Source organism: Flavobacterium anhuiense (assembly GCF_900101855.1).
Classification (GTDB): Bacteria; Bacteroidota; Bacteroidia; order Flavobacteriales; family Flavobacteriaceae; genus Flavobacterium; species Flavobacterium anhuiense.
This window is the reverse complement of record NZ_FMVC01000009.1, coordinates 1-24,339: the sequence shown is the minus strand read 5'-3', so window position 1 is coordinate 24,339 and position 24,339 is coordinate 1. Positions and strand designations below refer to the sequence as shown.

Genomic DNA, 24,339 nt, shown 5'->3' with positions numbered 1-24,339 from the left:
TTTATGGCTTTTTTCTGAAACACGTTAACTCTATTGATTGTTTTGATAGCCACGACTCGAAAGAAGTGACTGCCGAAGCAATTCACGAATTTTCTTCAAAAATTAATTAATTGATTTGTGAAATATCTTTTTTAAAAATTTTGTTTTGAGATAATTCGTGAATTCGTGGCGAAAAATTTTAATTAAAAATTGTACTTTTGCCAACTGAAAATGGGAAAAATATGATTATCCAGAAAACTAGAGAGGAAATCGAATTAATGCGCGAAAGTGCTTTAATCGTATCAAAAACATTAGGAATGATTGCTTCTGAAATTAAAGAAGGAGTTACAACATTATATCTTGACAAATTAGCCGAAGAATTTATTCGTGATCACGGTGCAGTTCCAAGTTTCCTTGGATTGTATGATTTCCCGAATTCGCTTTGTATGAGTCCAAACGCTCAGGTTGTTCACGGTATTCCTAATAATATTCCTCTTAAAAACGGTGATGTTATTTCGGTTGACTGTGGCGCTTTTAAAAATGGTTTCCATGGAGACCATGCTTACAGTTTCGAAATTGGAGAAGTTGCTCCTGAAGTAAAAAAACTTTTGCAGGTAACTAAAGAATCTCTTTACGTTGGAATTAGAGAATTTAAAGCAGGAAATCGCGTAGAAGATGTTGGAAATGCGATTCAAAAATATACTGAAGCTCACGGTTACGGAGTAGTTCGTGAATTGGTTGGACATGGTGTTGGGCAAAAAATGCACGAAGAGCCAGAAATGCCAAATTACGGAAAACGCGGACGCGGAAAGCTTTTTGTTGAAGGAATGGTTGTAGCAATTGAACCTATGATCAACATGGGAACTAGAAATATCAAACAACTAAAAGACGGCTGGACAATCCTGACTGCTGACGGAAAACCAAGTGCGCATTTTGAGCATGACGTTGCCTTAGTTGATGGAAAACCTGAGTTATTATCGACTTTTAAATACATCTATAAAGCTCTTGGAATTGAGAGCAATGAAGAAGACGAATTCAGACAAATTCCGTTAATCGTATAAATACAACCCCGAATCAAACCTGTGAAAAAACTTTTTAAATTAGTCCTTAACACCATCCCGCGTCCATTATTAATTCGTTTGAGTTACGTGGCGCGACCAATTTTAGCTTTCTCCTTAAAAGGAGATAAATTTACAGATCCAATTGATGGAAAAAGCTTTAAATCGTTCCTGCCTTATGGATACGGAAAACAACGTAATAATGTGCTTTCGCCAAGCACCCTTTCTTTAGAGAGACATCGTTTACTTTGGCTATATTTAAACGATCAAACTGATTTTTTTACAGCGCCTAAAAAAGTATTGCATTTTGCTCCCGAACAAGCTTTTTATAAAAGATTCCGCAAACAGAAAAACTTAGATTACACCACAACTGATTTACTTTCGCCATTGGCCGATGTAAAAGCAGACATTTGTAATTTGCCTTTCAAAGACAACGAATATGACGTTATTTTGTGCAATCACGTTTTAGAACACATTCCAGACGACACAAAAGCAATGCAGGAATTATACAGAGTTTTAAAACCAGGCGGAATGGCGATTCTTCAAATTCCTCAAGATTTATCTCGCGAAGTTACTTTTGCAGATGATTCGATTACAGATCAGAAAGAACGCGCTAAAATCTTCGGACAATACGATCACGTTCGTGTTTACGGACGCGATTATTTCGATAAATTAAGGAGTATTGGTTTTATTGTGATTGAAGAAGATTACACTAACAAAATTGCACCAGAATTGGTTGAAAAATACTGTTTAGCAAAAGGCGAGATTATTCCGCTTTGCTTTAAACAGGAAAACTAATTTTTTTCACCATATAAGTTATAAGTTCATTTAAAAGGAGTTTTCAAAATAGTAATAATTTGAAAACTCCTTTTATTTTTTTGCCCAAATCTAAATTACAAGCCTAACCAAATCCCTAAATCTTGGAACCTACAAAATCATTTCAGTTCTGTTTTGACATCAGTTTGGAAAAAAATCTGAATGTCTATATTCCAACCGCCTACATCGTTGAGAATACTAGTGAAATCAAATATTTAGACAAAAAAGCAAGTCCTGATGTACTTGAAAGTTTCGGAATCACTTTTGATAATTTAGATTCCAATTCAAAAAGAATATTAACAGCTTGCGATTCTCTTAAACCTGAATTTATTTTTAAAAAATTTGGCGCTAAAATTAAGTCCGCTAAAACAATTGCTGACTTACAGAAAGATTCAAAAATTGAATTTGCCATTCGTCAACATCTTAAATTCAATTTAAGTTCATTTTACGATTTAATTGTAAAAGAACAATTTCCTCTGTCTTTGAATCTTGGACCTGAAAAAGATTTTTACCGTTCAAGAGTCAGCATCGACCCGCTTGATTTTGAGCCTCAGATTCAGTTTGACAAACATTCCGAGGGCATTACCTATACTTTATCTTTAAAGGAAAATGAAACAATTTTCTCTCCAATGGACAGCAAAGTTGACATCCTTTTAGACGAACCAGGATGGCTTATTATCAATAAAAAACTGGGACAGCTAAAAGAGTTAAACTCCAAAAAACTGATGCCTTTTTTAAAGAAAAAATCTATTGAAATACCATCAAAATTAGTTGATGATTACTTTAAAAGCTTTATTCCGCAAATCGCAAAGAAAATTGATATTGAAGCGACAGGTTTTGAGATTGAACTTCGTGACAAAATCATTTCCTGCACAATTCAGCCTATTCATGATTTCTTTAAAAACTGTTATTATCTTAATCTTTATTTTGATTATAACGGATATTCATTTGATGCGAGCAAAACTAAAAAAACACATTCTTTTGTAGATTTTAGTGTTGCCAATGAACCCAAAATCATTCAGTTTAAAAGAAGTTCTGAAGAAAGTTTATATATCGAAAAATTGAATGAAATTGGTTTAACCAAAATCAAAAACGAGTTGTTTGGATTAAATTCAGAGGCAGAAAACACAGATCCTTTTATCAACATTCAGCTGATTATTGACCATAAAGAAGAACTGAAAAATTTAGGTTTTACTATTGACAACCTAAAACTGGAAAGCAAAGAAATTGTCACGGAAAACTATACCATTTCTGCTTCAAAAGAAACAGCTGGTGATTGGTTCGACATTAGAATAATAATTACCGTTGGAAATTATAAAATCAATTTCAGCGAAATTATTCCCAACATAAAAAGCAAAGAAAGACTTTTTGCATTGCCAGACGGAAACTACTTTTTGATTCCGCTAGAATGGTTCAGCAAATACGGTTCGCTCGCAAAATTAGCAAAAACAGAAAATGGCGTCCTTTTGTTGCGTAAAAGCAATTTTACAACTTTAGACGGAATTTCTGAAATTGACAGTGATTTAGATCAAATCCATCAAGCCGAATTTACTGGTTCTGACTTAATAAAAGCAACTTTGAGACCTTATCAAATTGAGGGTGTAAAATGGCTTTTAGGACATTTCAATTCCAATATGGGTGCTTGTTTGGCTGATGATATGGGACTTGGAAAAACGTTGCAAACCTTATCTGTTTTGGTTTCTGTACAAGAACAATTAGGCTTCACAACCAAAACCACCAATTTTGATTTGTTTGCCAATGAAACTATTGTCGAAAGAGAACCGCTTAAGGCTTTAATTGTTCTTCCGTCTTCATTGGTTTTTAACTGGTTTAATGAAGCTGGCAAATTCACGCCGCACTTTTCGAAAATGCAATATGTGGGTAATGACAGAAAAATGCTAGCGAGCAGAATCAATTCGACCGATTTGATTTTTACAAGCTACAGCATCATTCATCGAGATATTTCTATTTTAGAAAAATACGATTTCCGCTATCTGATTTTGGACGAAAGTCAATACATCAAAAACAAAAACTCTAAGATTTTTAAAGCCATAAATAAAATCAGCACAGGTCATAAAATTGCTTTGAGTGGTACGCCGATTGAAAATTCGCTTGACGATTTATGGTCGCAAATGCAGTTTATCAATCCCGATATTTTAGGAAGTTATGCTTTCTTTATGGAAAATTTCAAAAATCCGATTGAGAAAAAGCAAAATGAAGAAGTTTTGGCTGAATTAAAAAATCTAATCGCTCCTTATATTTTAAGAAGAACTAAAGAACAGGTTTTAAAAGATTTGCCAGAATTGACAGAACAGATTTATTACTGCGACATGGATCCTGAACAGGAGAAATTATATGAGAAAGAAAAATCTAAAGCTCGTAATTTCTTGCTTAAAACTGACGGTTCTGGTCCAGACAAAATCAACATCATTAACACTTTGATGAAGCTGAGACAATTGAGTAACCATCCAAAAATGGTCGATCAGGAATCTGAAGTTGATTCTGGGAAATATATTGCGGTTACCAATTATCTTGAAAACTTAGTAAAAGCAAAACAGAAAGTCATCATTTTCAGTTCGTTTGTTACCAATTTAAATTTTTATACCGATTGGTGTAAGAAAAACAAAATAGATTTCTGTGAAATTACAGGCGAAACTCCTGCAGATAAGAGAGAACAGCAGGTTAAAATGTTTCAGGAAAAAGAAAATCCGCTATTATTCTTTATTTCGCTTAAAGCGGGTGGAGTTGGTTTGAATATTACAAAGGCTTCTTATGTTTTATTCTTGGACCCTTGGTGGAATCCTTTTGCAGAAAAACAAGGTGTAGCACGTGCACACAGAATTGGGCAATTGAATAAAGTAAATGTGATTCGTTTTATTTCTAAAAATACAGTTGAAGAAAAAATCATCAAACTGCAGGAAAACAAAAAATTATTGTCTGACTCGCTTTTAGAAGAAAGTTATATCAATGATGAAATTGAAGGCAACTTAGAGTATATTTTAGGAAATTAATCGTTAAATCCAATAGAACGGCATCTTTTTCGTTATATAAAATTGTTATATTTACAATCTTACAACGTTTAAAGATGCCGAAATTTTTATATACAAGCTTTATTTTTCTTTTTATTTTCACTTTAGCGAAAGCTCAGGAAAAAGAAATCGACCCTCCATATAATATTAAAACTGCTTCTTTCATTCAAAATGGCAGTAATGTCCCGCCAATTTTTGAATTAGGCTCTGCATTTACCTTTCAATTTGATGATTTGTTTGGCAATGAAGCCAATTATTATTTTGAAGTTCTTCATTGCGATTATAATTGGATTCCAACGCAAATTCCAAAAACGGACTATATTCTTGGAATGGATAATCAGAGAATTACCGATTTTTCCAATTCATTCAATACGCTGCAGGTTTATACACATTATAGGCTTTCTTTCCCTAATCAGTTTACACAATTATTGAAGCTTTCGGGAAATTATATGTTGCGAATTCTGAATGAAGATCGAGAAGTTGTTTTTTCGAGAAAATTTATTTTATATGAAAACCATTGTACAGTTGGAGTTCAAGTAAAAAGAAGCCGTAACCTCAGCAATATTGACTACAAACAGAATTTGGATTTTGCTATTTTATCTAATGATATTGTATTTCAAACCCCGTTGCAAAATGTGAAAGTGCTTTTATTGCAAAACGGAAATTTCCATACTGAGATAAAAAATATTGCTCCTCAGTATACAATTGGCAATCAGCTAGTTTACAAATACGACAAAGAAACCCAATTTTGGGGCGGAAATGAGTTTTTATATTTTGAAAATAAAGACATTAGGGCGGCTAGTAATAATGTAGCCAAAGTAGGCTCTAACAATGATATTTACAATTCGTTTCTGTATACTAACGCCGCAAGAGGAAATCAGATTTATACCAATTATGAAGATGTAAACGGAAACTTTGTTGTAAAGAACATCAACGGTTCTAACAACGATATTGAAGCCGATTATGCTTGGGTTTATTTCAGCCTCTCTGCTCCTGCTTTTAGAATGAACAAAGACATTTATATTTCTGGAATGTTTAATAACTACAGTCTTTCGCCAGAATATAAAATGGACTATAATAACGACAAAGGAGTTTTTGAAAAAGCCATTATGATTAAGCAAGGTTTTACTAATTTTCAGTATACCGTTGCCGATAAAAAAGGCGTTGTTGATTTTGAAAATGCCATTGACGGAAACTTTTATCAGACTGAAAACGAGTACACCATCTTGGTTTATTACAAAGAAGCTACTGACCGTTATCAGCGTGTAATCGGAAAAGGAAATGCAAACTCTATCAATATAGTCAATTAAAACAATGTTAAGGTTTTAGATTAAACGATTTTTTTTTGTAGCTTTGCCTCTATAACACTCACATATATACGGCGTTAGTATGGTTTCTCAAATTACACGAGGCATAAAAATATCTGTTTTGACTAGTTTTGAAGGCACATACTTCAAAAACTACAAGATTCATTTTGCTTTTAGCTACGTAGTTACCATAGAAAATCATAGTAAAGATTCTGTACAGTTAACTTCTCGCCATTGGGAAATTTTTGATTCTCTAAATGATTTAGAAGTTGTAGATGGTGAAGGTGTAATAGGCAAAAAACCAGTTCTAAAACCTGGCGAAAACCACACTTACAGTTCTGGCTGTTTATTATCGTCTCCTTATGGCGCAATGAAAGGTCATTTCAATATGATCAATTTTACTACAACAAAGACATTCAAAGTTATTGTTCCTACTTTTAGAATGTGTGCTCCTTTTGCACTAAATTAAGATATAGTTTACATCTATAGCTTTTATCGTTATCTTAATCATAAAATTGTCAATTTATTAATTTATCCTTTGTACTTTTGTGCAGCGTTAGATTATTCGTAACAAAACAAATCGTCTAACTTTAAATTGTCTAATTCACAAATTTAAATAACATGCTTAAAGGATTTTTTCATGTACCAAAAGCGGTAAACGAGCCTGTAAAGAGCTACGCACCAAACTCACCAGAAAAAGCTGCTGTTCAAGCTGCTTATACCACAATGTGGAATTCTCAAATTGACGTTCCTTTATATATTGGAAACGAAGAAATTAGAACTGGAAATACAAGAAACATTACAGCTCCACACGACCACAAACACGTTGTTGGAAAATACCATTTAGCTGAAAAACAACATATCGAAAAAGCCATTGCCAATGCTCTTGAAGCAAGAAAAAAATGGGCAAACATGGCATGGGAACAGCGTGCTGCTATTTTCTTAAAAGCTGCTGAACTTATCGCTGGACCATACAGAGCTCGTATCAACGCTGCTACAATGATTGGGCAGTCTAAAAATATCCATCAAGCAGAAATTGATTCTTCTTGTGAATTAATTGACTTCTTACGTTATAATGTTGAGTTCATGACTCAAATCTACAACGATCAGCCAAAATCAGATTCTTCTGTTTGGAACCGTGTAGAATACAGACCATTAGAAGGGTTTGTTTACGCTATTACTCCATTCAACTTTACTGCTATCGCTGCTAACCTTCCTGCAAGTGCTGCAATGATGGGTAACGTTGTGGTTTGGAAACCAAGTGATAGCCAAGTATTCTCTGCAAAAGTCATTATCGACGTTTTCAAAGAAGCTGGAGTTCCTGATGGAGTTATCAACGTAGTTTTCGGAGACGCTTTAATGATTACTGATACTGTTTTGGCTAGCCGCGATTTTGCTGGTGTTCACTTTACAGGATCAACTCACGTATTTAAAGATATTTGGGCTAAAATTGGTGCAAACATCCACAATTACAAAACGTACCCAAGAATCGTTGGTGAAACTGGAGGTAAAGATTTTATCATTGCTCACCCAAGCGCAAACGTAAAACAAGTGGTAACGGGAATTACTCGTGGAGCTTTCGAATTCCAAGGACAAAAATGTTCTGCTGCTTCTAGAGCTTATATTCCACAAAGTTTATGGCCAGCTGTAAAAGAACAATTGATTGCTGATGTAAAATCTATGAAAATGGGTTCTCCAGAAGATTTTGGAAACTTCATTACAGCGGTTATCCACGAAGGTTCTTTTGACAAATTAGCAAGTTATATCGATCAAGCTAAAAAAGATGCTGAAGCAGAAATCATCGTTGGAGGAAATTATGATAAATCTGTTGGATATTTTATTGAGCCTACGGTTATTGTAACAACAAACCCAAAATACACTACAATGGAAACTGAGTTGTTTGGGCCAGTTATCACAATTTATGTTTATGAAGATGCTAAATGGGAAGAAACTCTTGAATTAGTTGATACTACTTCTGAGTATGCTTTAACAGGAGCTGTATTTAGCCAAGATCGCTACGCTATTGAAGTAGCTACAACAAAATTACAAAACTCTGCTGGTAACTTCTATATCAATGACAAACCAACTGGAGCTGTTGTAGGAATGCAGCCATTTGGTGGAGCAAGAGCTTCTGGAACTAATGATAAAGCAGGTTCGGCATTAAACTTATTGCGTTGGGCTTCTCCAAGAACTATTAAAGAAACTTTTGTAACTCCAGAAGATTACAGATACCCTTTCTTGGGATAATCTGATTTTAGAGTTCAGATTTAGAATATAAAAACGCGTCTACTTTCAAAGAAATTAGACGCGTTTTCTTTTTATAGAAAAATTACTTCTCCTATTATTTTGATTTCACCTTTATCTGTCATTTCTTTCAGAATAGGACTTAAAATTTTTATTACACGTGACTTCTGTAAATATTTTTGTAATACTTTTCTTATTTATTTAAAAATCAGGACTTTAAAAAAACAAAATGTCTTATTTTAATATTTAAAAAACTTATTGTTACCTTCAAAAAAAACTCATCAGCCTAAATTTGTTTCAATATTAAACAACATTAAAAGATCTAAATAAATTAACAGCATAAGTATGAGAAATTTAAACAATGTTCCCAAAGTCATTATGGAATCTAAAAGCATTGGACATGCCATTGATTATAAATGGACAAAAAAGAAAATAAACAAACTTTTAGACCCTATTGAAGGGAATGAAGAGCTTGAAAATGCTTTAATGCAAATCAATCATAAAGGTTCTATTGGCTTGACCGCTGCGTTATTAGAATGGATTTACTGGCGTTTTACAGGTTATAGCCAAGCTACAAACGATACGCAAAAAAGAATTGAAGCACTTTGGTGCTCTATCAACAATCGCGAACAGACCAATCCTTTATTATTTGACACCGAATTCGAAATCCCAGCAACTGGCTCTATCAACGGCGCTCTATGGATTGCATTAATGAATGTGAGAATGATCGATGTACGATACCGCAAAGGCTCTTACTTTTTACAAAATGATCTTGTCGGATTGGTATTGTTAGCGCGTCATATTACGCCAAAAAAGAAAAACTTCGACCATTGGTTTGCCCAAACTATTATAAACTTAACCCATTCTCATCCTAATCCGTATAGAAATGATGTTTTGGACGAAAGCGACGAAGCAGTATACGATTCATCAAATGAGCCGGTAATCTCTAGAGAGTTTTTCTTTGATGAAACATTCCAATATTCAGTTGAAGCGTCAGAGAATGCAATTCATGGTTTCATTGATAATTTAGATCACAAGGCGAACAGCTTTTTAAATCTTCCAAAAAAAGCTTCATAATTTTAACTTTAGTTGTGTTCAAAAAAATAACCCGTTTAGAAAGTTCTACTCGGGTTATTTTAGTTTAAGGTTTAAATTTTAAAGGAAGATGGACTACTTTTTTGGTTTCAAAAAATTCATCTTCAAAAAATTCATCCAAATCATATAAAGTAGCGCTTGGAAAATCCTTTAACTCTTCGGTTAAATCACCGCCTTTCAAATATAGAATTCCATTTTTTAACATGTGTTTGTGCTGCTTCTTGATTTTATCTTTAATCCATGAAACAAAATCTGGCATATTAGTAACGGCACGGCTAACAATAAAATCAAAATCTCCTTTTACCAATTCAGCACGTTTTTGTTCTGCTTTTACGTTCTTTAGTTCTAATGCATCAACCACACCTTGAACTACTCTTATTTTTTTTGCAATAACATCAATTAAATAAAAACGGGTTTCAGGAAAAAGAATCGCTAATGGAATTCCAGGAAAACCTCCGCCTGTTCCAACATCTAAAACTGTTGCTCCAGGTTCGAATTTCATGACCTTGGCAATTCCTAATGAATGCAAAATGTGTTTTGTATATAATGAATCAATGTCTTTACGCGAAATCACATTGATTTTTTCATTCCAATCGTGGTATAAAAAGTCTAATTTTTGAAATTGTTCGATTTGAAGATCAGTCAAATTGGGAAAATATTTCAATATCTCATCCATTGCTATAATTTTTTAACAAAAGTACTACTTTACGATTGAAATATTTAACTCAATTTTGCAAATTGAAAATTTATAATAATTACCTTTGAAATCTATTTAAATTAATTATGAATAACACTGCTCCAACTTTTGCACGGCAAGACAATTTAAAGTTTTTTAGAACGCTTAACTCTCGCGTTAACAATTACTTTAAAGAAAATAATATCAAAAAAACCGGAAACTGGCAATTACATTTAAAAGCTGTTATTCTATTTGCTGTTTTTTTAACTCCGTACTTTTTAATCCTTACGCTTGACATGCCGTTTTGGGTAATGCTGCTTTTGTCAATCGTAATCGGAATTGGAATGGCAGGTGTCGGAATGAACGTAATGCACGACGGAAATCACGGTTCTTATTCGACTAAAAATTGGATCAATAAATTTATGGGCGGAACCATTTACGTTCTAGCAGGAAATGTATACAACTGGCAAGTACAGCATAATGTGCTTCACCACACTTATACCAATATTCCTGGACACGACGAAGATTTAGATGCGGGCCGTATTATTCGTTTTACAAAACATGCTGAATGGCATCGTTTTCACCGTTTTCAGCATTACTATTCTGTTTTCTTATATGGATTATTGACTTTCAATTGGGCACTTACAACCGATTTCAAACAGATGCGTAACTACCTTAAAAGAAAATTATCTTATGGAGAGCCAAAAAGCCCAAAAATTCTTTGGACCACTTTAATCATTACTAAAATCATTTATCTTTCGATCTGGATTGTTCTTCCAATTCTTATTGGAATCACTTGGTGGAAAGTGCTTTTAGGATTTTTTGTAATGCATTATACTGCAGGTTTAATCTTAAGTATAGTATTTCAATTAGCTCACGTTGTTGATCATACAACAAATCCAACTCCAAATGAATTAGGAGAAATGGACAACACTTGGGCAGTTCACCAATTATATACAACGACCAATTTTGCTCCAAAAAACGCAATTGTAAATTGGTACACAGGTGGTTTAAATCATCAGATTGAACATCATATTTTCCCAAATATCAGTCATATTCATTACGGTAAAATTGCTCAAATTGTAAAAGAAACAGCAAAAGAATGCAATTTGCCTTATTACGAATATAAAACAATGCGAAGTGCTGTTATTGCTCACTTTAAGCATTTACGCGAATTGGGAATGAAGCCAGAATTAGCAGTTTAAGAACTAAAAAGAAATCTATTAATAATTAACCTTCCTTAATCAACACAGCAAATTAAGGACATTCAAAAATTTCATAATGAATCATATTCTTTCGGACAGAATCAACAACTTAGCGACTTCGCAAACATTAGCAATGGCTGCTTTAGCTCGCGAATTAAAAGCACAAGGAAAAGACATTATCAGCTTAAGTTTAGGTGAACCAGATTTCAATACACCTGATTTTATCAAAGAAGCAGTAATTAAAGCAGTTAACGAAAATTATAGCACTTATTCTCCAGTAGAAGGTTACCTTGAATTGAGAGAGGCAATTTGCAGAAAATTCAAAAGAGATAATAACTTAGATTATAAACCATCTCAAATTGTAGTTTCTACAGGAGCAAAACAATCTTTATACAACATTGCGCAAGTAATGTTAAACGACGGTGACGAGGTTATTTTACCGGCACCATACTGGGTTTCTTATTTCGAAATCGTAAAACTTTCTGGCGGAGTTCCAGTTGAAGTTCCAACTTCTGTCGAAACCGATTTCAAAATGACACCAGAACAATTAGAAGCTGCAATCACACCAAAAACAAAAATGATGTGGTTCTCTTCTCCATGTAACCCTTCAGGGTCTGTTTACAGCAGAGAAGAATTAACAGCCTTAGCTAAAGTTTTAGAAAAACACCCAAATATTTATGTAGTTTCAGATGAAATTTACGAGCACATTAATTTCTCAGGAACTTTCTGCAGTATCGGTTCAATCCCAGGAATGTTAGATAGAACGATCACTGTAAACGGAGTTGCAAAAGCATTCGCAATGACAGGATACAGAATTGGTTATATCGGAGCTCCTGAATTTATCGCAAAAGCGTGTACAAAGATCCAAGGACAAGTAACATCTGGCGCAAATTCTGTGGCACAAAGAGCTACAATTACTGCTGTAGATGCTGATCCAAGCGTATTAAACGAAATGGTTCAAGCTTTCCACGGTCGTAGAGATTTAGTGGTTGGATTATTACAAGAAATCCCAGGCATCAAAATTAACGTTCCAGAAGGAGCATTCTACGTATTCCCAGACGTTTCTTCTTTCTTCGGAAAAACTTTAAAAGGACACGAAATCAAAGATGCAAGCGACGTTTCTATGTACCTTTTAGCTGAAGCAAACGTTGCAACCGTAACAGGAGATGCTTTCGGAAATCCAAACTGTATTCGTTTCTCTTATGCAACAAGCAACGATATTTTAAAAGAAGCATTACGCAGAATCAAAGAAGCTTTGACTGCATAAACATATTCTAAGTTTTACTAAAACAGCTTAAGGTTCAAAAGTTTCATCACTTTTATACTTTAAGCTGTTTTTTTTGGCGTGTCCCCATCCCGATAGCTATCGGGAGGCTATCCGCTATATCTTTTATGGCGAACCCCGCCATAAAAGGATACCGCTCCTATCCCTCACGCAAACGGCACACAAGAAACATCATTCTACAAAAGAAAATTTTTGAGCATTTAAAATTGGCAAAATTTGAAAAATTCGTGGCAAACAAAAAAATCTTTTCAAAATTCCCATTCCACAATATTATAAAACTTCAAATGTAATCCTGTAAAACAAAGCATGTTATAATTACAAACTTTGTAACATATTAATTTTTAAAAATTATAGGTCATGACACATGCAGAAGAAACCACAACAGAAACCATTAAAACTTTAGAAGGATTAATTTCAATTCTTGAAGATGGAAAATTAGGATATACAAATGCAGCGGAACATGTAGAAAATCCAGCAATGAAAACCGATTTTCTTGAATACGCCCGCGAAAGAGCTTTATTTATTGTTGAGTTACAAAATCAAATCAACAAACTAGGAAAATCGACAGATACTTCTGGCGGAGGTCCGCTTGGGGCTTTACACCGTACTTGGATTGATATAAAATCTGCCTTTACCGGTGGTGACACAGAAGCTATCATAAATGCCTGCATCACTGGTGAAGAAGCCGCTATCGAAAAATATAAAATGGCACTCGAAGAAAATCATCTAGAACACGATCAGGTATATATTGTTTCAAAACAGCTAAACAGTATTCAAAATACTTTATCACAAATTAAAATGAGAGCAAATTAATCGATCGATTCATGCTTTTTTTTTGAGAACTGCTCGGTCTTCGGATTGGGCAGTTTTTTTGTTTGTTAAACTGAGAATAAATCTTACATTCGTCACAACCAATTAAAAACTAAAAATCATATGACATTAACTTTACGCTGGTATATCATTTTACTATTTGCAATTTTACTTTCTTCAATAACACAAGCACAAACAACTGGCAATTTCATAAAAGCCTCAATAGGTTATGGATCTAGCAGTTCTTATTACATTGAAGATTATGGAAGTCAAGATGAAGTTGATGTTATGGGAGGTGGACTTTATCTTCAAGGCGAATACATTATAGGACTAAAATCGTGGTTAAGCGTAAGACCTTACGCTGGTGCCATTTTTGAATCTGTTGACAAAAATCAAAATATACAAAATCAACCGCAGTATAAAGTAACCACAAATGCTTTTTTAATGGGAGGAAAAGTTCGATTTTGCGCTCCTATTCCATGGGTTGCTCCATTTATAGAAGGAGGCATTGGAACTTCGATGGGCAAATTCGAAACTTTTACACCAAATGTTGATTTCAATAAAAGCACAGTTTTATTACATATTCCTTTCAGTATTGGATTGGCAGTTGGCAGACATAATAATTTTGAAATCGGGATTTCAGGATACTTTCATCCAGCGGCAAAACAATCGACTGGAGTATTTGCAATCGGATATAATTTTCCATTAGATTAATCATATTCTCAATTCTCAAATTAAAAATTTCATTTATCTTCATTCCATATTAAGTTAACAATTTCAAAAAAATCGCTTCATCACTAGCAAACTCAAATAATTTATTAGACCTTTGCACACTTTTTTTCGGGAATACCACAAAAGTCTAAAGTTTTAGAAATGAAGAAGAAAATCGAAATATTAGCTCCTGCTAGAGATTTAATTGGAGGAATGGCAGCCATAAATAGTGGTGCCGATGCTGTATATATTGGTGCACCTCAATTTGGAGCACGTTCAAACGCCAACAACTCTATCGCAGATGTTGCTGAACTTGTAAAATATGCGCACCTATTTAATGCTCAGGTTTTTGTCGTTATCAATACTATTTTATATGATAACGAATTAGAAACTTGTCGTGCCATGATCTGGGAATTGTACGATATTGGTGTCGATGCCTTGATTATTCAGGACATGGCTATTATGGAAATGGACTTGCCTCCTATCGTACTTCACGCCAGCACACAAGCCAACAATCGTGACAAAGAAAAAATAAAATTCCTTAAAGATGCTGGCATCAAACGTGTGGTTTTAGCGCGTGAATTGAACCTACATCAAATTAAAGAAATCTACGATTACGCTGATGTTGAATTAGAATTCTTCGTAACGGGAGCTTTATGCGTATCATTTAGCGGAAACTGCTATATGAGTGTGGCAAACGGAGAACGTAGCGCTAACCGTGGCTCTTGCGCACAAAACTGTCGTTTACCTTATAACTTAATTGACGGAAACGGTGAAACTTTAATCAGAAACAGTCACTTGCTTTCAATTAAAGATTTAGATGTTTCAGATCAGATTCCGAATTTGATCGAAGCTGGAATCGTTTCTTTCAAAATTGAAGGACGTTTAAAAGATGTAGCTTACGTTAAAAACAACGTTTCTTATTTACGTCAAAAATTAGATAGCTTTTTAGAGGGAAGCGATAAATACACGAAAGCTTCTTCTGGAAGATGTACGTATACTTTCGACTCTACTTTGAGTAGAACTTTCAATCGTGGCTATACCGATTATTTTGTAAACGACAGACACAATAGTATTGGTTCTTGGGAAAGCCCAAAATCTAAAGGGCAATATATTGGTAAATTAATTCGAACTGTTGGTGGTGCTTACGAAATCGAAAACGGCGAATTATTAAACAATGGTGACGGACTTTGCTTCATCAACGAAAATAACGAAGCTGACGGAATCTATGTAAACAAAGCCGAAAACGGAAAAGTTTATCCAAACGTTTTAAAAGAAATCAAAGACGGAACTTTTATTTACAGAAATAACGATGCTGCTTTCATCAAAATTGTAGAAAGAGAAGACAGTGCCATCCGTAAAATCGGAACTACTTTATTGCTTACCGAAAATGAAAACGGTTTTGAATTAATCGCAACCGACGAAGACGGAAATGTAAGTACAGTAAAACTAGAGCATCCGAAAGAAAAAACGAAAACAGGCGAATCGATCGAAGAAAATATTAAAGTTCAATTGGCAAAAACAGGTTTTACGCCTTATAGCGCCGATGAAATTAATGTAATGTTCTCTAAAAACTGGTTCCTTCCTATTTCAAAAATCAACGAAATGAGAAGAAATGTTTTCGAACAATTATCAGAAATTCGTTTAGCAAATTATGTTCGTGAAGAGCACCAATTAGTAAAAACGTCACATCCTTATCCAGAAACGAAACTGGATTTTATGTACAACGTTTCAAACAAAACCGCTCGTAAATTCTACGAACGTCACGGTGTTACCGAAATCGAAAAAGCATTCGAATTACAATGGGATCCAGGAAAATCCCGCGTAATGACAACTAAATATTGCATCAAATACGAATTGAAAAAATGTCCGATACACCAAAAAGATATTGTAGGTGTTAAGGTAAAAGAACCATTAGTATTGAAACAGGGAGAATTGGAGTATAAACTAAAATTCAACTGCAAACCCTGCGAAATGGAAATCTGGGAAAAAGATGCTGAATTTGAGATTGAAGAAGATCATTTTCATTAATTTTTACCGCAAAGTTTTTTAACCGCAAAGACGCAAAGGAATACGCAAAGTTCGCAAAGATTATTTTAAAATCTTTGCGAACCTTTTCTTTTACTTTAAAAGCGAAACTTTGCGTTCTTTGCGTAATTCTTTGCGGACTTTGCGGTTAAATAATCTGTTATTTCCACAATCTTGTCATTTCGACGAAGGAGAAATCTTCGCAAGTAACTCCGTTCCAATAAGCCAATCTTTGTAGAGCTACTCGTGGAGATTTCTCCTTCGTCGAAATGACAAACTGTATGGTGACTTTGTCTTAAAACTAAAATCAATTACAAAATTAAATCTGCCGAATCTGCAAAATCTGCGAGAGAAAGTCTTTGTGCTCTTTTTTAACTTAAAAACAAAAATATAGCGTTCTTCGCGTAATTCTTTGCGAACTTTGCGGTTAAAAACATTTTTATCTACTTTTACTACTCAAACAATACAACATTCCAAAATGAAAATACTACTCCTAGGTTCAGGCGAATTAGGCAAAGAATTTGTCATTGCCGCACAACGAATCGGACAAACTATAATCGCAGTTGACAGTTACGAAAATGCGCCAGCCATGCAAGTCGCACACGGTTTTGAAGTCATCAATATGCTTGACGGCGAAGCACTTGACCGAATCGTAGCCAAACATAAACCTGACTTTATCGTTCCCGAAATAGAAGCCATTCGCACCGAACGTTTTTACGATTACGAAAAACAAGGAATCACGGTTGTTCCTTCAGCGAAAGCGGCAAACTTTACGATGAATCGTAAGGCCATTCGTGATTTAGCTGCAAAAGAACTTGGATTACGTACAGCAAAATACGAATACGCTACTTCTGCTGAAGAACTGCAAAAAGCAGTTCAGGAAGTTGGAATTCCATGCGTTGTAAAACCTTTAATGTCTTCATCAGGAAAAGGACAATCAACCATCAAAACCGAAAGTGATATAGAAAAAGCATGGCAATATGCCGTTGCAGGTTCGCGTGGTGATGTTATTGAAGTGATCGTAGAAGCTTTTGTTGATTTTCATTCAGAAATTACGCTTTTGACGATTACACAAAATAACAATCCAACTTTGTTTTGCGCTCCAATTGGACACAGACAAGAACGTGGCGATTATCAGGAAAGCTGGCAACCGGCTTTGGTTTCAGAAAAAGATTTATACGAAGCTCAAGATATGGCCGAAAAAATTACTGAAGCACTTGGTGGCGCAGGACTTTTTGGTGTCGAATTTTTCTTAACTAATGAAGGGGTTTATTTCTCTGAACTTTCTCCGCGTCCGCACGATACCGGAATGGTTACTTTGGCCGGAACTCAGAATTTCAACGAATTTGAATTACATTTACGCGCCATTTTAAGTCTTCCAATTTTCGAAATCAATTTAGAAAAAGCTGGAGCAAGTGCCGTAATTTTAGCATCAGAAGATTCTGCAAATCCAACTTTTACTGGAATCGAAAAAGTAGCTGCTTTACCTAAAACCGATTTCAGAATCTTTGGAAAACCAACTTCAAGACCCTACCGCAGAATGGGAGTAGTTTTAAGCCACGACTCACTTTCGACTCCAATTAACGAAATAACAGAGCGTGCCAAAGAAACGGCAAAATTAATAACTGTAAATTCTTAACTATGAAAAACATACTTTTAGCGACTTTCCTTTTTGTTGGGATCGCAGTACAGGCACAAGATAAAAAGAAATTTGACAAACCAACAGTCGTTGAAGCTTCTTGCGGAGAATGTCAATTCGGAATGAAAGGCAAAAGCTGTGATTTAGCCGTTCGTATTGACGGAAAATCGTATTTCGTTGACGGAACTACGATTCACGATCATGGAGATGCTCACGCTGAAAAAGGTTTCTGCAATGCCATCAGCAAAGCTTTAGTTACAGGAGAGATCAAAGGAGACAGATTTAAAGCAACTTCATTTACTTTAATAGACGATAAAAAATAATGGCATTAATTCTTGAAAACATTGCTAAACACGTTTCTCTGACACCAGAAGAACAGGCGCTTTTTTTATCTAAACTGGAAACGAACACTTACAAAGCTAAAACGCTTTTATTGAATGCTGGCGAAGTCTGCAAGCATTCGTATTTTGTAAACTCAGGGATTTTAAGAAGCTTCAATATCAATGATAATATTGTTGAACATGTTTTATCTTTTGCCTGTGAAGGCTGGTGGATGAGTGATATGTACAGCTATTTTTCACAAAAACCGGGACAGCTTTTTATTGAAGTTTTAGAAGAAGCTGAAGTCGTTTCGTTATCCAAAGAAAATCAAGAACAATTGTATCTTGAAATTCCGAAGCTGGAACGTTTTTTCAGGATTCTAATTGAGAATTCACTAGTTGCAAATCAACAAAGATTAATGGACAATTTGAGTTTACCTGCCGAAGAACGTTTTGAGAAATTCACTAAAAAATATGGATCATTGGTTCACAAAGTTCCTCAAAAACAAATCGCCTCTTTCATTGGCGTAACACCAGAATTCTTTAGCAAAATGAAAGCTCGCCTTTTGAAGAAGTAAAAATAAACCATTAAGACATTAAGATTCATCAAGCGAGACTTAACCTGTCTTATTTTTAAGAATATAAAGCTTAACTTTCTTAATATCTTAATGGTTAAAAAAACTTAAAATTGCTCAACCTCTGTAGAATGTTCCATTGCTGTTATGGCTGATTTTCCTAACATAACGGTATTTTGAACGGCATCAAAATAAGAAGTTCCTACGAAAGCTTGATGTTTTACCGCTCTGAATCCGTTTTGTTGTAATGCGAATTCTCTTTCCTGCAACTCAGAATAACCTGCCATTCCGCGCTCTTTATAGGCTTTAGACAATTCAAACATACTTGTATTTAAAGCATGGAATCCAGCTAAAGTGATGAATTGGAAAGCATATCCCATTTCGGCTAAATCTTCTCTAAACGTTTCCATTTCGGCAACTGATAATTTTGCCGCCCAATTGAAAGATGGAGAACAATTATACGCCAGCATCTTATCCGGGAATTCTTTTTTCATTGCTTTTGCAAACTTTCTTGCATAATCTAAATCCGGATTACTGGTTTCCATCCAAATTAAATCGGCATATGGCGCGTAGCTTAAACCTCTAGCAATTCCCTGCTCGATTCCGTTTTTCACATAGAAGAAACCTTCGCTTGTTTTTTCTCCTGTTAAAAATTTCCTGTCTCTTGGGTCGGCATCACTTGTTAGCAAATTAGCTGCATCAGCATCTGTTCTGGCAACGATCAAGGTTGGAACTCCCATAACATCTGAAGCCAGTCGTGCTGCAATTAATTTATTGATTGCTTCTTGTGTTGGTACCAAAACCTTTCCGCCCAAGTGTCCGCATTTTTTAGCAGAACTTAACTGATCTTCAAAATGCACTCCAGAAGCTCCGGCTTCAATCATGGATTTCATTAATTCGAAAGCATTTAAGTTTCCGCCAAAACCTGCTTCAGCATCAGCCACAATCGGAACTAAATAATCTTTTTTATTTTCAATATTATTTACAGTCTGAATCTGATCGGCGCGCAATAAAGCGTTGTTGATCTTTTTTACCACCATCGGAACGCTGTTTACAGGATAAAGCGATTGGTCAGGATACATTTCTCCCGCCAGATTTGCATCGGCCGCAACCTGCCATCCGCTTAAATAAATTGCTTCTAAACCTGCATCGACTTCCTGAATCGCCTGATTTCCAGTCAACGCTCCCAAACCCGCAACATAATCCTGACTTTTTAACTTTCTCCATAATTTTTCGGCACCCATTTTGGCAATAGAATGCTCAATTTTATAAGACCCTTGAAGCGTCACAACTTCACTCGCAGTGTAAGGACGTTCAACGCCTTTCCATCTCGGGTTCGTGATCCAATCGTTAATCAATTCCTGAATTCTGTCTTCTGTTGTTTTCATAAATAGTATAGTTAAAGTGGTTAGTAAGCTTTCAATTAAAAATTAAAAATTGAGAATTAAAAATCTGCGTTATCAGCCAAATCTGGGTGAAAAATTTAATTTTTAATTCTCAATTTTTAATTTTTCACAAATATTTATAGCACGGAATCGTTAGGAAATCCACAAAATGCAGATTTACAACCAATCTTTCCAGCAATTTTTCAGCTAAAGGAAACTGTTGTTTTTCGTGATTTTCTTCTCCTAATTCTTCCTTGATTTTTCTAAATTCATCTAAAGCCAATTCATGGTAATACGCCAAATCTAATTTTCGCCCATTATCCAAAATCACTTTATTCTGAAGCCATTGCCACAATTGCGATCTTGAAATTTCAGCCGTTGCTGCATCTTCCATCAAATTATGCAAAGCAGCCGCGCCTTGTCCGTTTAGCCATGAAGCCAAATACAAAACGGCTACATTGATATTTTTTCGAACACCATTTTCTGTGATTAATCCAATTGGCGGTTCGATCAAGTCGGCTTCTGTGATTCTTCGATGTTCTCGTTTTACATGAATCTGATTTGGAGACGGCATTCCTTTATCAAAAACTTCTTTTGCTATTGCAACTAAATCCGGATGCGCTACCCAGGTTCCGTCGTGGCCGTTTCGAACTTCACGCTCTTTATCGGTTCTCACTTTTGCGAAAGCGATCGCATTGGCTTCTTCATTATTTTTAATCGGAATTTGAGCTGCCATTCCACCAATCGCATGAATTCCTCTTTTATGGCATCTCTGAATTACCAGATTTGAATACGCATTCATAAAAGGCGAAGTCATATTTACCTGATCACGATCTGGAACAATGAATTTTGGATTTTTTCTAAACTTTTTAATGTAAGAGAAAATATAATCCCAACGTCCGCAGTTTAAGCCCACAATATGTTCTTTCAATTCATAAATGATTTCATCCAACTGAAAACTTGCCGTTATGGTTTCAATTAAAACCGTCACTTTTATGGTTCCTCGTTTCAGATTCAAATAATCTTCTGTAAAATCAATTACAGTATCCCACCATCTTGCTTCCAGATAATGTTCTAATTTCGGAATGTAGAAATAGGGTCCAGAATTGTTTTCCAAAAGTCGTTTATGATTATGAAAAACATACAAACCAAAATCTACCAAAGAACCCGAAAGTTCATTTCCTTCAATCAAAACATGTTTTTCTGGCAGATGCAAACCTCTTGGACGAACAATAAGCGTTGCGATTTTTTCATTTAAGTGATATGATTTCTGTTTCACCAAATCGGTAAACGTGATGGTTTTATTAACGGCATCAATCAAATTCATTTGTCCATCCATCAGGTTTTGCCAAGTTGGTGAAGTACTATCTTCAAAATCGGCCATAAAAGTTTTGGCACCCGAATTCAAAGCATTAATAATCATTTTTCGGTCAACTGGCCCGGTAATTTCCACTCTTCTGTCCAGTAAATCTTTCGGAATTTCTCCAGCTGTCCAATTACTTTCTCTGATGCTTTTGGTTTCTGGAATAAAAACCGGCATAATTCCCTGATCAAAAGTGACTTGTTTCTGTTCTCTCTGTAAAAGCAGTAATTTTCTTTGCGATTCGAATTTTTTGTGTAATTCGATAATAAACGCAGTTGCTTCTTCTGTCCAGATTTTTGGATAAGCAAGCTTTTTGTCGGCTAGGAATTCTATAGCCATTTCAGTGATCTCTAATTGGTTTTTCATAGCTGCAGATTTTAATTTTAAATTTTAAAAAACAGATTTTCTGTTTACGCTTTTCATTTCGTCAAAAACAACTCAATCATAACTAATTCATAATTAACAAGTTTCAACGATACAATGTTATAAAAAAGTTTTTTACAAAACAAGCGAACGTTCGCTAAATTTAAAAAATATTTTTTTGGCGATTATTTTTAGAATACTTACATTTGGATTATGGATATCGAAAAAGACTATATAAAGCTGATTTTTGGGCTAAAAATGAAACAGGTTCGCATGCAAAAAAACCTGTCACTTTTTGGCTTGGCCAAACTGACCAATCTTTCAAAATCATATTTAAATGAAATTGAAAAAGGAAAAAAATACCCCAAAGCGGATAAAATTTTGCTTTTGTGCAAACATTTGGACGTGACTTATGACCAAATGGTATCATTAAAACTTGACAATAATCTTTCTCCAATTGGGGAAATCTTAAAATCTGGAATTTTAAAAGAGATTCCGCTAGAGCTTTTCGGAATCCAAGAAGCTGATTTAATTGACATCATTGCCAATGCTCCTGCCAAAGTCAATGCGTTTATTAGTACGATAATCGAAATTGCGCAACATTATAATCTCAGTCGTGAAAGTTTCTTTTTGGCAGCTTTGCGTTCGTATCAGGAAGCGCACAGCAATTATTTTGAAGATTTAGAAGAGAAAGTAATTGCGTTTTCGAAATCCTTTCAGATTAATCTGGATTCGAAAATAAGCATTGAAGAACTCGAAGCGATTTTAAAAGAAGAACACGAATACAACATCAAAGAAATCGCCTTTACAGATCAGGAAGCATTGGGCGATTTACGTTCGATTTATGTTCCGAAAAGCAAAACTTTATTGCTTTCAACCGAAATTGATGCTCCACAGAAAGCCTTTATTTTAGCAAAAGAAATAGCCTATAATTATTTGAAAATTTCTGATCGTCTGCTGACTTTCAGCTGGATTAAGTTTGAAAATTTCGATCAGGTTTTAAATAATTTTTACGCTTCTTATTTTGCTGGCGCTCTAATATTGCCTAGAAAATTAGTGGTAGATAAAATCAATTCTTTTTTGGAAAACGAAAACCCAAAACCGGAAGAATTTGTTCAATTAATTGAAAGTTTTGAAGTGTCGCCTGAATCTTTTTATCAGCGATTGACCAATTTGTTACCGAAAGATTTCCAGCTGAAAAACTTATTCTTCTTACGATTATCGCATAAAATCGGCTCTGATTTTTATCAGATAAATAAAGAATTACACATTACGCACCAGCAGGAGCCGCACGCCAACGAAACGAACGAGCATTATTGCAGAAGATGGGTTTCGGTAAAAACAATTGACGAAGCCATCAAACAAAATAAACCTCATTTTTTTGATGCTCAAATTTCGAGTTATGCCAATAGCGGAAACGAATATTTAGTTTTTTCATCGGCTACAAAAGATCCTTTTTTGCATGATACTATTCGAAGTATTTCTGTTGGAATTTTGATTAATCCGACAATGAAAAAGAAATTCAAACTCATTGATGGAAAACCTTTGGTAAAACGGATTGTTGGTGTAACTTGCGAAACTTGCGCAGTAAAAGATTGTTTAGAAAGAGCTGCTCCACCGATTGTTTTAGAAAGAAAAAAACGCCATGAGAATACAGATGCAGTTGTGCAGCAGTTTATGAATCAATACAGTTGACCTTTATGAAATATTTTGCCTTACTACTAACCTTGTTTTTTATCAACTTCAACCAAAAAACAGACAAACTTGCTGGCCGCTATAATTATTTAATTGAAGATGACAATGCTTATATTCTAAAAGATAAAATTACTTTTAAGGATAGCGTTTTTATTTTTGATAATAAGTTCATGCCGAAAGGGAAAATTTCATATGGCAACGTAATATTATTGGATAATTTCATTAATACTGATTTAATTATCAGCATTTCAAAAGATCAAATCAAAAAAGATACGATTCCTTTTTTTATGCATGATAAGAAAAGTTCTTCTGCAAATTATCTTGATGAAGTGGTTGGGAAAGGGAAATTGGTTAGGATTAAGTAATTTAGTTCAACAGATTTTCAGCCTAATAATTCGCCCCAATCTTGTCATTTCTGTAAAGGTTAGATAATTCGGTAACAAAATTTAACTTTAATAAATTTTGTTGCGATGAGAAATAACAGTCAAGATTCAACATTAGAGAGGAACTATTTAGAGAAGTATCGTTTTCTGATAAAAGAATATGAGCAGGTAAAAAATAAGACCCATCCAATGCATAAAAAAGCAATGGATTTTTACACAGCAAACGACACGTGCAGAAAAAGCTTCTTAAAGTATTATAATCGCTATAAGCAGAGCGGAAAACCTTTGGATCTGCTGCCGCAGAAGCGGGGGCCAAAATATAAAACCAGACGCCCTTTGCCGTTCATAGAGCAAAAAGTGATTGAATTAAGAG

The 24,339-nt window shown here is 34.7% G+C and carries 21 protein-coding genes; 18 read left to right on the top strand and 3 right to left on the bottom strand.

The window, feature by feature from the left end:
* Window positions 1-221: 221 nt before the first annotated feature.
* The 7 genes from map (at window position 222) to BLP44_RS20520 (ending at window position 9,510) form a co-directional block, all read left to right on the top strand.
* A complete protein-coding gene (gene map, locus BLP44_RS20550) occupies window positions 222-1,040 on the top strand; it encodes a type I methionyl aminopeptidase (protein WP_008467219.1) in 819 nt (272 codons plus the stop codon).
* A 21-nt stretch (window positions 1,041-1,061) separates the two neighbouring features.
* Window positions 1,062-1,835, top strand: a complete 774-nt coding sequence (locus tag BLP44_RS20545) for a class I SAM-dependent methyltransferase (RefSeq protein ID WP_008467221.1) — start codon at window positions 1,062-1,064, stop codon at window positions 1,833-1,835.
* 122 nt (window positions 1,836-1,957) lie between these two features.
* Complete coding sequence (locus BLP44_RS20540) at window positions 1,958-4,864, top strand: DEAD/DEAH box helicase (protein ID WP_091135741.1); 2,907 nt, start codon at window positions 1,958-1,960, stop codon at window positions 4,862-4,864.
* A gap of 74 nt (window positions 4,865-4,938) precedes the next feature.
* Window positions 4,939-6,192 carry a type IX secretion system plug protein gene (locus BLP44_RS20535; protein WP_008467224.1) on the top strand — a complete coding sequence of 418 codons (1,254 nt, stop codon included), beginning with the start codon at window positions 4,939-4,941 and terminating at the stop codon, window positions 6,190-6,192.
* Window positions 6,193-6,271: 79 nt separating this feature from the next.
* On the top strand, window positions 6,272-6,658 hold the full coding sequence (gene apaG, locus BLP44_RS20530) for a Co2+/Mg2+ efflux protein ApaG (RefSeq protein WP_008467225.1): 387 nt from the start codon (window positions 6,272-6,274) through the stop codon (window positions 6,656-6,658).
* 152 nt (window positions 6,659-6,810) lie between these two features.
* Entirely contained in the window at window positions 6,811-8,436 is a 1,626-nt protein-coding gene (gene pruA, locus BLP44_RS20525) for an L-glutamate gamma-semialdehyde dehydrogenase (RefSeq protein ID WP_091135736.1), read from the top strand.
* A gap of 342 nt (window positions 8,437-8,778) precedes the next feature.
* Window positions 8,779-9,510: a hypothetical protein gene (locus BLP44_RS20520; protein ID WP_066032726.1), complete on the top strand. Its 732-nt coding sequence runs from the start codon at window positions 8,779-8,781 to the stop codon at window positions 9,508-9,510.
* 64 nt (window positions 9,511-9,574) lie between these two features.
* On the opposite strand, the gene rsmG is transcribed toward BLP44_RS20520, so the two are convergent.
* Window positions 9,575-10,204 carry a 16S rRNA (guanine(527)-N(7))-methyltransferase RsmG gene (gene rsmG / locus BLP44_RS20515; protein WP_066032727.1) on the bottom strand — a complete coding sequence of 210 codons (630 nt, stop codon included), beginning with the start codon at window positions 10,202-10,204 and terminating at the stop codon, window positions 9,575-9,577.
* 107 nt (window positions 10,205-10,311) lie between these two features.
* Here rsmG and BLP44_RS20510 point away from each other — a divergent pair, with 107 nt between their 5' ends.
* From BLP44_RS20510 to BLP44_RS20475, 8 genes are all read left to right on the top strand, one after another.
* Window positions 10,312-11,409, top strand: a complete 1,098-nt coding sequence (locus BLP44_RS20510; RefSeq protein ID WP_008467230.1) for a fatty acid desaturase family protein — start codon at window positions 10,312-10,314, stop codon at window positions 11,407-11,409.
* A gap of 76 nt (window positions 11,410-11,485) precedes the next feature.
* Window positions 11,486-12,676 carry a pyridoxal phosphate-dependent aminotransferase gene (locus BLP44_RS20505; RefSeq protein ID WP_091135732.1) on the top strand — a complete coding sequence of 397 codons (1,191 nt, stop codon included), beginning with the start codon at window positions 11,486-11,488 and terminating at the stop codon, window positions 12,674-12,676.
* A gap of 375 nt (window positions 12,677-13,051) precedes the next feature.
* On the top strand, window positions 13,052-13,507 hold the full coding sequence (locus tag BLP44_RS20500) for a ferritin-like domain-containing protein (RefSeq protein ID WP_066032728.1): 456 nt from the start codon (window positions 13,052-13,054) through the stop codon (window positions 13,505-13,507).
* A gap of 120 nt (window positions 13,508-13,627) precedes the next feature.
* On the top strand, window positions 13,628-14,218 hold the full coding sequence (locus BLP44_RS20495) for a hypothetical protein (RefSeq protein WP_091135728.1): 591 nt from the start codon (window positions 13,628-13,630) through the stop codon (window positions 14,216-14,218).
* Window positions 14,219-14,377: 159 nt separating this feature from the next.
* Window positions 14,378-16,246, top strand: a complete 1,869-nt coding sequence (locus tag BLP44_RS20490) for a peptidase U32 family protein (protein ID WP_091135724.1) — start codon at window positions 14,378-14,380, stop codon at window positions 16,244-16,246.
* Window positions 16,247-16,721: 475 nt separating this feature from the next.
* A complete protein-coding gene (gene purT / locus BLP44_RS20485) occupies window positions 16,722-17,882 on the top strand; it encodes a formate-dependent phosphoribosylglycinamide formyltransferase (RefSeq protein WP_091135720.1) in 1,161 nt (386 codons plus the stop codon).
* 2 nt (window positions 17,883-17,884) lie between these two features.
* Complete coding sequence (locus tag BLP44_RS20480; protein WP_066032733.1) at window positions 17,885-18,205, top strand: DUF6370 family protein; 321 nt, start codon at window positions 17,885-17,887, stop codon at window positions 18,203-18,205.
* Window positions 18,205-18,780, top strand: a complete 576-nt coding sequence (locus tag BLP44_RS20475) for a Crp/Fnr family transcriptional regulator (protein ID WP_008467238.1) — start codon at window positions 18,205-18,207, stop codon at window positions 18,778-18,780. The genes BLP44_RS20480 and BLP44_RS20475 overlap by 1 nt, the downstream gene beginning before the upstream one ends.
* A gap of 104 nt (window positions 18,781-18,884) precedes the next feature.
* Here BLP44_RS20475 and aceA read toward each other — a convergent pair whose 3' ends face one another.
* A complete protein-coding gene (gene aceA / locus BLP44_RS20470; RefSeq protein WP_091135717.1) occupies window positions 18,885-20,165 on the bottom strand; it encodes an isocitrate lyase in 1,281 nt (426 codons plus the stop codon).
* Window positions 20,166-20,289: 124 nt separating this feature from the next.
* Entirely contained in the window at window positions 20,290-21,891 is a 1,602-nt protein-coding gene (gene aceB, locus BLP44_RS20465) for a malate synthase A (RefSeq protein WP_091135714.1), read from the bottom strand.
* A 210-nt stretch (window positions 21,892-22,101) separates the two neighbouring features.
* Here aceB and BLP44_RS20460 point away from each other — a divergent pair, with 210 nt between their 5' ends.
* The 3 genes from BLP44_RS20460 to BLP44_RS20450 form a co-directional block, all read left to right on the top strand.
* Window positions 22,102-23,583: a helix-turn-helix domain-containing protein gene (locus BLP44_RS20460; protein WP_091135711.1), complete on the top strand. Its 1,482-nt coding sequence runs from the start codon at window positions 22,102-22,104 to the stop codon at window positions 23,581-23,583.
* A gap of 5 nt (window positions 23,584-23,588) precedes the next feature.
* On the top strand, window positions 23,589-23,948 hold the full coding sequence (locus BLP44_RS20455; RefSeq protein ID WP_091135706.1) for a hypothetical protein: 360 nt from the start codon (window positions 23,589-23,591) through the stop codon (window positions 23,946-23,948).
* 105 nt (window positions 23,949-24,053) lie between these two features.
* A partial coding sequence (locus BLP44_RS20450) for a hypothetical protein (RefSeq protein WP_139159170.1) occupies window positions 24,054-24,339 on the top strand: 286 nt, incomplete at its 3' end.

Coding starts and splice junctions, on each gene's coding strand:
- BLP44_RS20475 (WP_008467238.1), top strand. CDS start 18,205: ATGGCATTAATTCTTGAAAACATTGCTAAACACGTTTCTCTGACACCA.
- BLP44_RS20500 (WP_066032728.1), top strand. CDS start 13,052: ATGACACATGCAGAAGAAACCACAACAGAAACCATTAAAACTTTAGAA.
- map (WP_008467219.1), top strand. CDS start 222: ATGATTATCCAGAAAACTAGAGAGGAAATCGAATTAATGCGCGAAAGT.
- BLP44_RS20520 (WP_066032726.1), top strand. CDS start 8,779: ATGAGAAATTTAAACAATGTTCCCAAAGTCATTATGGAATCTAAAAGC.
- BLP44_RS20460 (WP_091135711.1), top strand. CDS start 22,102: ATGGATATCGAAAAAGACTATATAAAGCTGATTTTTGGGCTAAAAATG.
- apaG (WP_008467225.1), top strand. CDS start 6,272: ATGGTTTCTCAAATTACACGAGGCATAAAAATATCTGTTTTGACTAGT.
- pruA (WP_091135736.1), top strand. CDS start 6,811: ATGCTTAAAGGATTTTTTCATGTACCAAAAGCGGTAAACGAGCCTGTA.
- aceB (WP_091135714.1), bottom strand. CDS start 21,891: ATGAAAAACCAATTAGAGATCACTGAAATGGCTATAGAATTCCTAGCC.
- BLP44_RS20480 (WP_066032733.1), top strand. CDS start 17,885: ATGAAAAACATACTTTTAGCGACTTTCCTTTTTGTTGGGATCGCAGTA.
- BLP44_RS20505 (WP_091135732.1), top strand. CDS start 11,486: ATGAATCATATTCTTTCGGACAGAATCAACAACTTAGCGACTTCGCAA.
- purT (WP_091135720.1), top strand. CDS start 16,722: ATGAAAATACTACTCCTAGGTTCAGGCGAATTAGGCAAAGAATTTGTC.
- BLP44_RS20510 (WP_008467230.1), top strand. CDS start 10,312: ATGAATAACACTGCTCCAACTTTTGCACGGCAAGACAATTTAAAGTTT.
- BLP44_RS20535 (WP_008467224.1), top strand. CDS start 4,939: ATGCCGAAATTTTTATATACAAGCTTTATTTTTCTTTTTATTTTCACT.
- BLP44_RS20490 (WP_091135724.1), top strand. CDS start 14,378: ATGAAGAAGAAAATCGAAATATTAGCTCCTGCTAGAGATTTAATTGGA.
- aceA (WP_091135717.1), bottom strand. CDS start 20,165: ATGAAAACAACAGAAGACAGAATTCAGGAATTGATTAACGATTGGATC.
- BLP44_RS20495 (WP_091135728.1), top strand. CDS start 13,628: ATGACATTAACTTTACGCTGGTATATCATTTTACTATTTGCAATTTTA.
- rsmG (WP_066032727.1), bottom strand. CDS start 10,204: ATGGATGAGATATTGAAATATTTTCCCAATTTGACTGATCTTCAAATC.
- BLP44_RS20455 (WP_091135706.1), top strand. CDS start 23,589: ATGAAATATTTTGCCTTACTACTAACCTTGTTTTTTATCAACTTCAAC.